We start from the raw sequence: 12,494 nt of genomic DNA on the forward strand, positions 1-12,494 counted from the left end.
AAAGTGTGGCTTACTTGTTTTAAAACTAAAACAAATCTTTTGAGATATTAATATTTGATGTAGTTTTGCTGCATGAAAAAAACGCCTAAAGCAATAATAATTAGAATTTTAAAATGGATAGGAATTTCGGTTTCCTCTATTCTTGCACTATTATTCATTTTACCAATACTTTTTCCAGGAAAAATTGCCGAAGAAGTAAAAGTATTTGCTAATAAAAAACTCAACGGAGAACTTAATTTTAAAGAAGCAAATCTATCATTTTTCAATCATTTTCCATCGTTAACCTTAACCCTAACTGATTTATCTCTAAAAGGTTCAGAACCATACAAAAAAGAAACATTGCTTTCTGCTGATGAAGTTGCTTTTGGAATTGACTTATCTTCATTGTTGTTTTATAATAAAGTAAACATCGATAAAATTTATATTTCTGATGCATTTATCAATGTGTTAGTAAACGAAAAAGGAGAAGCAAACTATAATGTCTATATTTCCGAAGAAAAAGCTATCGAAAAAGATCCATCAGAAACTGCACTTCGATTAGAAAAAATCGCCATCGAGAATACCCATTTGGTTTACAACGATAAATCGGCCAAGATGTTAATTGATGCCAAAGGTTTTAATTATGTTGGAAATGGAGATTTAGACAAATCGATTTTTGATTTATATACCAAAGCCAGAATTGAATCTTTTGATTTTACATATGACGGCGAACAATATCTAAAAAATAAAAAAGTAAATGCGGATTTAATTACCAAAATAAATACCAATTCCTTAGCGTTTATTTTTGAACAAAATAATTTGAAAATCAACAAATTGCCAGTTGAGTTCAAAGGAAAATTTGATTTTTTGAGTAATGGATATGATATGGATTTCAGTGTAAAATCCGAAGACAGTCATTTAAGCGATTTTTTCTCCGCTTTACCACCGCAATATGTGACTTGGCTAGATAAATCAAAGGTTAAAGGAAAAACCGATTTGTCAATGTCGTTAAAAGGAAAATACATCGCTTCCAAAAACCTAAAGCCAAATCTTGCTTTCAATATGAAAATCCGTGAAGGATATGTCAATTATAATCAAGCACCAGTTTCGGCATCAAATATTTTCTTGAATTTTGATACCAAATTACCTTCGCTTGATACAGAACAGTTAACGGTAAATCTTGATTCCATTTTCTTCAATCTCGACAAAGATTATGTAAAAGCAATCGTAAAAACTAAAGGTTTAGCTACGCCAAATGTTGATGCGCGGATTGAAACCAAAGTCAATCTGGCAACATTAAATAGAGCTTTTGGTCTTCAAAATATGGAGTTGCGCGGAACATTGAATACTAATATTAGAGCACTTGGAGTTTATGACAAAAAGAATAATAAAGTTCCAGTAACCAATGGAAAAATTGAATTGAAAAATGGCTATATTAAAACCGATTATTATCCAAATCCAATTAAAAATATTAATGTAATTGCTAATATAATCGATAAAAAAGGGTCATTTGATGATTTGAAAATACATATCACACCAGCATTTTTTGACTTTGAAGGAAAGCCAATTTTTGTCAATGCTATGGTAGAAAATTTTCAAAATATTAAATACGATATCAAGGCAAAAGGCGAATTGGATTTAGGTAGAATTTACAAAGTTTTTTCACTAAAAAGTCTTGATTTGAAAGGTTTTATCCAAGCTGATGTATCGTTTAAAGGGACACAAGCCGATGCCATGAACGGCAATTATACCAAGCTTCAAAACAAAGGAACTTTGGTTTTGCGTGACATCAAAACTAGTTCAGAATATTTGCCAAAACCATTTATTATTCGCGAAGGAACATTTGTCTTCAATCAAGATAAAATGAATTTCAACGAATTCAAAGCAACCTACGGCGAATCCGATTTTAAAATGAATGGATTTCTGCAAAACGTAATCGATTTTGTGTTGACCGATAAAGCAATTTTGAAAGGGAATTTCATGTTGCAGTCCGATTTCATTAATGTTGATGAGTTTATGGGAAAACAGACAATTACCATTGATTATCCGCCATTATCTGCACCAGATGAAGTGAAAACTGAAAGTACAGTAATTATCATTCCTTCAAATTTCAATTTAGAAATTAATGCAATTGCAAAAAAAGTCAATTTCGAAGACTTGAAATTAGAAAACCTGAAAGGAAAAATGAATATCAATAAAGGTCAATTAACGTTAAAGAATTCAGCTTTTGATTTAATTGGTGCCAATGTAAAAATGGATATCGTTTATGGTAGTCAATCGCCCGAAAAAGCATTTTTTGACTTCAAAGTAAATGCCAAAGATTTTGATATAAAACGTGCTTACAACGAAGTAAAAATGTTTCGCGAAATGGCTTCTGCCGCCGAAAGTGCAGAAGGAATTGTGTCTTTAGATTATAATGTTGCCGGAATATTGGATAATAAAATGATGCCAATTTATCCATCGTTAACTGGTGGTGGAACACTTTCTGTTAATAAAGTAAAGATGAAAGGTTTTAAAATGTTTGGAACCGTAAGTAAAAAAACAGGTAAAGACGCAATTGCTAATCCTGATTTAAGTAAAGTGGATATTAAAACTAAAATTAAAAATAATATCATTACCATTGAACGATTCAAATTCAAAGTAGCAGGTTTCCGTCCAAGAATTGAAGGAACAACCAGTTTTGACGGTAAATTGAATATTAAAATGCGATTAGGATTGCCACCATTTGGTTTGTTAGGAATTCCATTAAAAATTACTGGAACGCAAGAAAATCCAAAGGTACAATTAGGCAGACAAACTGAAGACTTGGAAGAGACTAAATATGATGGAGAAGTGCCAACACCTTTACAAAGTCAACCAGTAACCGAAGGAAAGCAATAACATGAGTTAGAAATTATTATTGAAATTATATATAAACCATTAAGAAATAGGATGATTAAAGGGTAACAATGCTTAATGAAACTTAATTTCTTAATGGTTTTTTAAAAACGATATTTAATTTTTGTCAAATAAAAAAGCCCAAACAAACTGTTTGGGCTTTTTTGTGGTACCTCCAGGAATCGAACCAGGGACACATGGATTTTCAGTCCATTGCTCTACCAACTGAGCTAAGGTACCGTTGCTAATGCGGGTGCAAATATAGAACGATTTTTAATTTATCCAAAAGAAATTGTAAAAAAAATCTATTGTAACTTCGCAGTTCTAAATTAAACTATATGCTTTTAGCAATTGATGTTGGAAATACCCGAATTAAAACTGCTGTATTTGAGCAGGATACAATTTTGAAAGTGTTTTTTTTTCAAAAAGAAAAATTTTCAAAAGAATTGAATATTATTTTAAATAATTTTCCAAAAATCGATAAAATCACAGTTGCTTCGGTTGGAAGTATAGAAAAAACCGATTTTTTAGCCTTTGAAAATAGAGCGAAAATTAACTTTATATCCAAAGAAAGCATTTTTCCTTTTTCAAATTTATACGAAACACCAAATACACTTGGAATTGACAGAATGGTTTTGGCAGCAGGAGCAGTTTTAAAATTCCCTAATAAAAGTAGGTTAGTAATTGATGCTGGAACATGTGTAACCTATGATTATATTGATGAAAATAATAATTATCTTGGTGGCGCAATTTCGCCAGGAATTCGATTACGATATGAATCATTGAATCAATTTACTGCAAAATTGCCCTTATTGACTAAAACTTCTCCCGAAAATATAATTGGAAATTCTACTAATGAGTCAATACATTCTGGCGTAATCAACGGTTTAGCCAATGAAATTGACGGGTTTATAGACTATTACAAAACCTTAAACGCTAATTTTATCATAATTTTAACTGGTGGCGATGCAGATTTTTTGGCTATGCGATTAAAAAATACCATATTTGCCAATCCAAATTTTCTCTTAGAAAGTTTGAACCAAACATTTCAATACAATCAAAAATGATTAAAAAAATTATAGTAAGCTTTGGTTTACTTTTTGCAATTTCTTCACAAGCTCAAGAAGGAACGGCTTCTCCATATTCATTTTATGGAATAGGTGATGTAAAATTTAAAGGTGCAGTTGAAAACCGTTCAATGGGTGGAGTTTCTGTTTTTTCTGATAGTATTCATATGAACTTACAAAATCCTGCTCATTTAGCAAGTTTAAAATTGACAACATTTACCGTTGGAGGAACAAGTCTAAATACTACATTAAAAACAGAAAATGCTAAAGAAAAAGCAAGAAGAGTTACTTTGGATTATTTAGCAGTTGGTATTCCAGCTGGTAAACTAGGAATTGGCTTTGGTGTGATTCCATATTCTTCTGTTGGATATAAGATTAATCAATCAGCTGATGAAACAAATCAATTTACTACACAATACAACGGAATTGGTGGTATTAACAAAGTTTTTTTTGGAATGGCATATAAAATCACAAAAAAACTTAACTTTGGAGTTGATGCCCAATATAATTTTGGGACAATTGAGACTACAAGTTTTAGATTTTTAACTGGTGTACAAGATGGAACGATTGAAGAGAATTTTTCAAGAATTCAAGGTTTCAATTTCACAACTGGTTTGGCTTATGAAACAAAAGTTTCAAAAAAATATACATTGTTTAGTTCTTTGGTTTATTCGCCAGAAGCAAAATTGCAATTTACAAACGAAAGAACAATCACAGTAGATGATCAAGAAGATATTAGACCTGCTGAAAATTTAAAGTTAAATTTACCATCGAAAATAATGTTTGGAGCAGGATTTGGTGAAGTAAAAAAATGGGTTGTTGGTGCTGAGATTACTTTACAACAAAATAGTGATTTGAAGAATAGATTTGACGATATAACGGGTGTTAAATTTGAAAATTCAACACGTTACAGTTTAGGTGGTTATTTCATTCCTAACTATAATTCTTTTTCTAGTTATTTGAAAAAGATTACCTACAGAGGTGGTTTGAGATATGAAAATACAGGAATGGTCTTGCAAAATAAAAGTATTGAAGATTTTGCCGTTAATTTAGGTGTGAGTTTGCCTTTGAGTGGTACTTTTTCTAATGTTAATGTTGGTTTCGAAATGGGTAAAAGAGGAACTAAATACTTTAACTTAATTGAAGAAAACTACTTTAATTTAAGTGTTGGTTTGTCATTTAGCGATAAATGGTTTGAAAGACGTAAATTCAATTAAAAATATAAAAAATGAGAGTAAATATTTTAATGATTTTACTAACTATATATTCAGTTAGTAACGCGCAGAAAATGGATTGCTCTAAGCAAGTAAAAGAATATAAAGACTTTTTGATTCTTAAGAAAATGGATGAGTCTATTCAACCTTGGGAATCGGTTTTAAAAAATTGTCCAAAAGATAATCCAGAATTATATACTGATGGAATTACTATATATCAGTATAGAATTGAGACAGCCAAATCTTCAGAAGAAAAAGAAAAAGTTGTTCGCGATTTTATGAAATTTTATGACCAGTTTCATAAAAATTTCCCCGAAAAATCGAAAGATTATGAGATAAAAAAAGGTTTGCTTTTGGTTGATAATTCTATCGGTACTGATGATGAAATTTTAACTCTTTTCGAAAGTGGTTTTTCAAAAGTTAAGGATGTTGAAGGTAGAGTAATCTTTAGCTACTTCAAACTTTTTAACAAAAAATATAAAAATACAGATAGTAAAATTTCTACTAACACTTATGTAGAAAAATATTCAAGTTTGTATCAGCTAACGAATGAAATGTTGTTATCAAAGCCAAAGTATAGTGATGAATATAATGCAACATTACGCTCTTTAAAATCAGAGGCAAGATCAGTAATTAATTGTGAAAATCTAACTGCATATTACGATGATAAAATCAACGAGAATAAAGAAAATGTTCAATGGTTTGAAACTGCATTAGATATTTTATCTAATAGATGTTCTGATAAACCAATTTTTCTTTCAATGGCACAAAAATTTTATGATTTAAATAAAACCGCTAAATCTTCAAGTTTTTTAGCTATGGCTTTTGTAAAAAACAGAAAAAATAACGACGCAAAAAAATATTTTGAAGAAGCAGCAATTTTAGAAAATGATTCAATAGAAAAAGCTAAAATTTACTACAATCTTGGTGCAACACTTTACAATGATGATTTGGAAAAAACAAAACAATTCATGAACAAAGCCATTAGTTTTGATCCAATGCTTGATAGAGCTTATCTTTTCCTTTCAAATGCATATGTAAATAATGCTGAAAAGTGTACTGATAATAATTTTGATAAAAAAGCGGTTTATTATTTAGCAATACAAACAATTAAAAGAGCTCAAAATAAAAATCCAAAATTTGCAGGAAAATATGATTCTTTAATAGCTGAGTTAGAAAAGAAGTCGCTTTCGGTTGAAGAAATTTTTCAAGCAAAATTATTTGGTAAAACTTATAAAATTAAATGCGGAATTAACGAAATAGTTGAATTTCCTCAAAAAAAATAATCCATTACAGAGTTGAGCAATAAACTTCTACATATTTTTCTTATACTAACTTTATTCATTTTTGTTTCTTGCGAAAGCAATTTCCGTGAAGTACAAAAAATGGGTTTTTCAGAATTCAGTCCAAGTGGTGAAGCCGATTCTATCAATTTAAAATACACCGATTCGGGAAGAATTAAAGCCGTTCTAATAAGTCCAAAAATGCTCGAATTTGGATTGGTAGAATTTCCGTTCACCGAATTTCCTAAAGGAATTGATTTGACTTTGTTTGATGCCAATGGTAAAAAAACATTTGTAAAAGCCAATTATGCCATTTCTTACAAAGGAACCGATTTGATTGATTTACAAGGAAAAGTAAATATTTATAACGAAACTGGAGAAAAACTCGAAACCGAGCAACTATATTTCGACCAAAAAAATGAATGGTTTTTTACTCAAAAAAAATTTAAATTTAGTTCTCCAAAAGGTCTTTCCTATGGCGAAGGAATTGATTTTAGTAAAGATTTTAAAAAAGTAAACTCCCAAAAAATATCGGGAGAAGTTAACGAAAGCGAATAACTATGAATTATTTAAAATTTACCCAATATGCCTACTTAATTGCAGGTTTAATTTTTGCCTATGATGCTTTTTCAAAATGGCAATCAGGCGAAGAGAATTATATTCTAAGTGCTGTTTTTGCAGTCATTGGATTGTTTATGTTTTTCTTCAGAAGAAACTATGCGAAACGATTTGATGAGCGCAATAAAAAACAGTAAAACCTAATTATTTGCTGAAAATAAAAAAATACAGTAAAAATATAAGCAACTGATTGTTATTATTTCACAGATAATTGTATTTTCGCAAACTGAATTAAAAAATTAACATAATAGAAATGGCAGTTTTATCAAAAATTAGAAACCGTTCTGGCTTATTGATTGCAATTATTGCATTCGCATTATTTGCATTTGTAATTGGAGATTTGTTTCAAAGCGGAAGTTTTGGACAACCTTCAAGATATGTAGGAAGCGTTAATGGAGAAGATGTTGCATTTGAAGAATTTAGGATTAAAGTAGCAAATGCAGAAAAGAGCGGACAAGGTGTGACTTCTGTTCAGGCAGCAAATCAGGTTTGGAATCAAGAAATCAGCATTGCTTTACTTACTAAAGAATTTGAAAAATTAGGACTTAGAGTTGGTGAAAAACATATTGTTGAAGTATTCAAAGCCGATCCAAATATTGGTCAAAACCCAATGTTTTTAAACGCAGTTGGAAAATTTGATATCATTAAATTCAAAGAGTATTTCAAAGCAAATCCAGAAGGAATTCAATTCTTAAAAGAAAGAGAAAAAGATGCTGAGCTAAACGCAAAGTATCAAATCTATAATTCATTAGTAAAAGGCGGTTTGTACACAACTAATGCTGAAGGAAAATTAAAATATGAAGCAGATACTGATAAAGTAACTTTTGACTTTGTAAACGTTCCTTATTCTTCTGTAAAAGATAGCGATATCAAAATTACTGATGAAGAAATCAATGCTTATGTAAAAACAAAAGAAAAACGTTTCAAGTCAGAAGAAACTCGTGAAATAGAATACGTTTTAATTGATGAAAAACCATCAACTTCTGACGAAGCTGAAATCAAAGGAAAAGTTGATGCTTTACTTTTGCCAAGCGTTCGTTACAATAAAGAAACTGGTAAAAACGATACTATTCAAGGATTTAGAACTGCAACTAATATCGCTGAATTTGTAAACGCAAATTCTGATATTCCATTCGACTCTACCTATATCGCTAAACAAGATTTACCTGCAGAACATGCTGATAAACTTTTTGCTTTAGCAACAGGAGAAATTTATGGTCCGTATATGTTTAACAATTATTATTGTATTTCAAAAGGATTAGGAAGAAAAGCTGGTGCAAAATCTAAAGCTAGTCATATTTTAATCAGTTGGGAAGGAACTCAAGTTCCAAACAAAAAGGAAAAAAGAACTAAAGAACAAGCACAAGCAAAAGCGACTGAATTGTTAGCCCAAGCTCAAGCAAATCCTGGTAATTTCTTTATGTTGGCGATGACTAATTCTGATGATTCATCAGCGCAACAAGGTGGTGATTTAGGATATTTTGCTCCAGGTCAAATGGTAAAACCTTTCAACGATTTTGTTTTCAATAACCCAATCGGAAAAATTGGTTTGGTTGAAACAGAATTTGGTTACCACATTATTAATGTAACAGACAAGCAAGATGCAATCAAAATGGCTACTATTGCTCAAAAAATTGCTCCATCTGAACAAACAAACAACAAAACTTATGAGCAAGCTACTAAATTTGAAATGGAAGCTGCAACTAAAGATTTTACAGCGTTAGCAAAACAAATGAAGCTTACTGTTGCTCCATCGGCAAAACTAAAACCTATGGACGAAAGTTTTGGAACTATCCAAAATCAAAGACAAATTGTAAAATGGGCTTTTGCTGATGATACTAATACAAATGATGTTAAACGTTTTGAAATTCCTAATGTTGGACATGTAATTGCTAAATTGAAAAAAGTTACTCCAAAGGGATTAATGTCTGCAGAAGAAGCTCGACCAATGGTTGAAAATATTCTTAAAAACAAGAAAAAAGCTGAGAAAATCAAAGCTAAATTGAACGGTACATCTTTGACTTCATTAGCATCTGCTAATAAAGTTACTGTAATGAACGCTTTAGATTTAACATTAGGTAATCCTGCGCTTCCTGGAGCTGGATTTGAACCAAAAGTAGTTGGGACAGCATTTGCTTCAAAAGCAGGTCAAATTTCGAAACCTATCGAAGGTAACTCTGGGGTTTATGTAGTAGTTACAAAAACAGTAACAAAAGCACCAGCAATTAAAGATTTTAAAGAACAAGTAACGCAACTTTCAGCACAAGCGAAAGGTAATGCAGGTAGAATTATGTCAGCATTAAGAACTGAAGCTGATATTGAAGATAACAGAGCTGATTTCTATTAACAGATTTTAGTTTCACAAAAAATGCCTCAAATTACTTTGAGGCATTTTTTTGTTTTATAATTTGAAGAAATTCTTTGTGAAAAAACTTTGCGAAACTCTGTGATACAATTAAATTAATATCATTTCATCAAAGGACAAAACTGTTTCAAAACCTTTTTGAGTGAAATAGTTTGTTGGGTTTTCTTTGGAAATTACCATAATAAAATCTCCACCCCAAGCGCCAAGACTTTTTATAATTCCATTAAAATCGAGAAACAAAGCTTCTTTCACAGTTGAAAGTTCTAGAATTTCACTCATTTGGATTTCGTGATTTTCAATTTGCTGCGCAAAATGTTTTACGTCAGTAGTTTCAATAACGGTTTGTGTTATTTGATTGAAAACAGGAATGATTTTTTTAATGTTGCCTTGTTTGTTATAATATTCAGTTATGGCTTGTCGACTGTTTTGTTTTTTATTTAGGTAAACGAAATAGATTTTTTCTTTAAAATTGGGTTCAAAAACGATTTGTTTTACAATTGGATTGTTGTTTTCTAATTGGTATAGAATTGCCGAATTGTTTTGAGCACAAGCAATATCATAACCGCTTCCGCCAAAACTGTTTTGAAGTAGTTTGAAAGCATCGATTTCTAACCATTGCGCAATATTATTGATTAAGGTTGATGATGTTCCTAAACCCCAATTTTTTGGAAAACTCAATTCGGTAGTGATTTTATAACCATTGGATTGAGTTATGAAATTTGAATTCTGAAGGTACGCTTCGTGTAAAATGTCAATTAGTGTGTTTTTTACACTTTTGATATCGTCAAAACGTTCTTTTCTGATGATGGATGAAAACGGAATATTCTCTTCAAACCAAATGCTTCCATCGCTGTCAAAGCTTGTCCAAGTAATCATGTCGTTTTCTCCTTGTTCTATATGTAGTGTTTGTCCAAATTTTGTGGGTAAAGCCAAAGCAATTGCCCCATCGAGAACAACATATTCGCTGGTGATGAGTAATTTTCCGTTGCTGTAGAAGGTTTTTTTCATGAAGCTGATTTAGTGCTATGGTTTCTTTTTTATCCCCGATTGTAGTGGAAATCCTTTTTAAACTTTTTTTGTTTAAAAAGATTGGAACGAAAAGCGGGAATATGGTTTGTTCAAATTCGCAAGCGATTCGATCCAAATTTATTTCCTTAAATTTTCGATTAATTCCACTACCGAAGCATGTGAAATGGTGTTGTTTTCAAAGTGTTTGGCGATGGTAATTCGTTCTTCTTTGGTTGCTTGAAATTGATTTAAGATGTTGTTGATGTGCATTTTCATGTGACCTTCTTGAATTCCGGTTGTGGTTAGTGAACGCAAAGCGGCAAAATTTTGGGCTAAACCGGTTACAGCTACGATTTCCATTAGTTCGTGAGCTCTTGGTTTTCCTAGGATTTCCAAGGCGATTTTTACTAATGGATGTAGCGATGTTAATCCGCCAACGGTTCCAAGTGCGAGTGGAATTTCCATCCAAAAAGTGAATATTCCGTTTTCTATTTTGGCATGAGATAAGCTGGAATAGTTGCCGTTTTTTGAAGCATAAGCATGAATTCCGGCTTCAACGGCGCGAAAATCGTTGCCTGTTGCTAGAACGACTGCGTCAATTCCGTTCATGATTCCTTTGTTGTGCGTAACAGCGCGAAAAGGTTCGATTTCGGCAATGCGAAGGGCTTGCACAAATTTTTCGGCAAACTCGATTGGGTTTTCAATATTTTTTTCGGCTAAATCTTCCACTTTACAGGAAACTTCGGCGCGAACGATACAATTGGGAACATAATTAGACAAAATGCTCATTACGACTTGAATGTTTTTTTCTTCTTCGGAAAAAAGTTCAAATTGTTGTGCTTCGGTTTTTAGTGTTTGTGCAAATTGTTCCAAACACGAGTTGATAAAATTTGCACCCATGCTGTCTTTGGTTTCAAATGTAGCATGAAGTTGAAAGTAGTTTTCGAGTTCGGCGGTTTTATTTCGTAGTTCAATATCGAGAATTCCGCCACCGCGTTTTTGCATGTTTTTGGTTATACTTTCGGTTTCTTGGAAGAATTTTGGCTTGGTTTGGTTGAAAAATCGCTCTAGTTTTTGAACATCTCCTTTATAAAGGAAATGTACTTGACCAATTTTTTCGGAGTTTAAAACAGTTGCTTTAAATCCGCCACGAGTTGACCAAAATTTAGCCGATTTTGCTGCTGCTGCTACAACTGAACTTTCTTCAATTACCATTGGAACGGTTTTGTATTTTCCGTTGATTAAAAAATTAGGTGCAATTCCCATTGGTAAATAGAAATTGGAAATCGTGTTTTCTATGAATTCATCGTGGAGTTGTTGTAGCTTTTCATCGCTATTCCAATATTGTTTTATTGTAGCAACGGCTTCGCTTGGATCAGCGAAATAAGTGGTTGCAATCCAGTTGATTTTTTCTTCTTTGGATAATTTTGAAAATCCAGAAACGGCTTGGTTCATCATAAATGCTTAAAGTGTTTACAAAGATACATTTTACAGTAAATAAAAAAAGGTCGCTTATAATAAAACGACCTTTTAATCAACTTAACTTTAAACTTAATTAGTAATCACAATTTTTTTATTAATAACAGTATTGTCAATTTCTAATGATAACATATAGATACCACTTCCTAAACCTGATACATCTATTGAATTCACTGATGAAACTTCTTTAATTGATCTACCATTTACATCATACAATCTTGCTTTGCTATTATCATATGAAAAAGGTATGTCAATATTAATGATGGAATTTGCTGGGTTTGGATAAATTCTAATGCTTTCTAAGTCATTTTCATTTACACTCAATGGAGCTGTTGGTAATTGAATTAAATTTCCACCAGCAGCAGTAGCAACCCAAAGTCCAAAAGCAGGACCATTGCTATTCGCAGCAGGATTTAAAAACCCGCTAGCAACTACAGTCAATGCTGCACCATCAAGGTTTAGCGTTTGCAATGGAGCTGAATATCTAGCTACTGTTGTTGTTCCAGTTGCATCACGAACATCTAATACAAAATCTAGGTTAGGTAATTCTAAATATCCTGCAAATTGTGGGTAAGATATATCATTAACAATAGTTCCTGCACCA

At 31.7% G+C, this 12,494-nt stretch carries 10 protein-coding genes and 1 tRNA gene; 7 read left to right on the plus strand and 4 right to left on the minus strand.

Annotated elements, in window-relative coordinates; translation table 11 throughout:
- Positions 1-72 precede the first annotated feature (72 nt).
- Complete coding sequence (locus IAI56_RS04415; protein ID WP_187656722.1) at positions 73-2,859, plus strand: AsmA family protein; 2,787 nt, start codon at positions 73-75, stop codon at positions 2,857-2,859.
- Between the two features lie 164 nt (positions 2,860-3,023).
- Here IAI56_RS04415 and IAI56_RS04420 read toward each other — a convergent pair.
- Positions 3,024-3,096: transfer RNA gene (locus tag IAI56_RS04420), tRNA-Phe, on the minus strand.
- 98 nt (positions 3,097-3,194) lie between these two features.
- Here IAI56_RS04420 and IAI56_RS04425 point away from each other — a divergent pair.
- From IAI56_RS04425 to IAI56_RS04450, 6 genes are all read left to right on the plus strand, one after another.
- Positions 3,195-3,923 carry a type III pantothenate kinase gene (locus IAI56_RS04425; protein WP_187656723.1) on the plus strand — a complete coding sequence of 243 codons (729 nt, stop codon included), beginning with the start codon at positions 3,195-3,197 and terminating at the stop codon, positions 3,921-3,923.
- Positions 3,920-5,140: a BamG family beta-barrel-assembly machinery protein gene (gene bamG, locus IAI56_RS04430; protein ID WP_187656724.1), complete on the plus strand. Its 1,221-nt coding sequence runs from the start codon at positions 3,920-3,922 to the stop codon at positions 5,138-5,140. The genes IAI56_RS04425 and bamG overlap by 4 nt, the downstream gene beginning before the upstream one ends.
- A gap of 11 nt (positions 5,141-5,151) precedes the next feature.
- Positions 5,152-6,423, plus strand: coding sequence for a tetratricopeptide repeat protein (locus IAI56_RS04435; RefSeq protein ID WP_187656725.1), 1,272 nt, complete (start codon positions 5,152-5,154; stop codon positions 6,421-6,423).
- Between the two features lie 12 nt (positions 6,424-6,435).
- Positions 6,436-6,978, plus strand: coding sequence for an LPS export ABC transporter periplasmic protein LptC (gene lptC, locus IAI56_RS04440; RefSeq protein WP_187656726.1), 543 nt, complete (start codon positions 6,436-6,438; stop codon positions 6,976-6,978).
- Positions 6,979-6,980: 2 nt separating this feature from the next.
- Complete coding sequence (locus IAI56_RS04445; protein WP_187656727.1) at positions 6,981-7,175, plus strand: hypothetical protein; 195 nt, start codon at positions 6,981-6,983, stop codon at positions 7,173-7,175.
- A 116-nt stretch (positions 7,176-7,291) separates the two neighbouring features.
- On the plus strand, positions 7,292-9,385 hold the full coding sequence (locus tag IAI56_RS04450; protein ID WP_187656728.1) for a peptidylprolyl isomerase: 2,094 nt from the start codon (positions 7,292-7,294) through the stop codon (positions 9,383-9,385).
- 108 nt (positions 9,386-9,493) lie between these two features.
- On the opposite strand, the gene IAI56_RS04455 is transcribed toward IAI56_RS04450, so the two are convergent.
- From IAI56_RS04455 to IAI56_RS04465, 3 genes are all read right to left on the minus strand, one after another.
- Positions 9,494-10,411 carry a GYDIA family GHMP kinase gene (locus IAI56_RS04455; protein ID WP_187656729.1) on the minus strand — a complete coding sequence of 306 codons (918 nt, stop codon included), beginning with the start codon at positions 10,409-10,411 and terminating at the stop codon, positions 9,494-9,496.
- Between the two features lie 138 nt (positions 10,412-10,549).
- Positions 10,550-11,866, minus strand: a complete 1,317-nt coding sequence (locus IAI56_RS04460) for a hydroxymethylglutaryl-CoA reductase, degradative (RefSeq protein ID WP_187656732.1) — start codon at positions 11,864-11,866, stop codon at positions 10,550-10,552.
- Positions 11,867-11,962: 96 nt separating this feature from the next.
- Positions 11,963-12,494 (minus strand): T9SS type A sorting domain-containing protein (locus IAI56_RS04465; protein WP_187656730.1); only part of this gene is annotated, 532 nt, incomplete at its 5' end.

Source organism: Flavobacterium macrobrachii, assembly GCF_014486675.1.
Lineage (GTDB): Bacteria > Bacteroidota > Bacteroidia > Flavobacteriales > Flavobacteriaceae > Flavobacterium > Flavobacterium macrobrachii.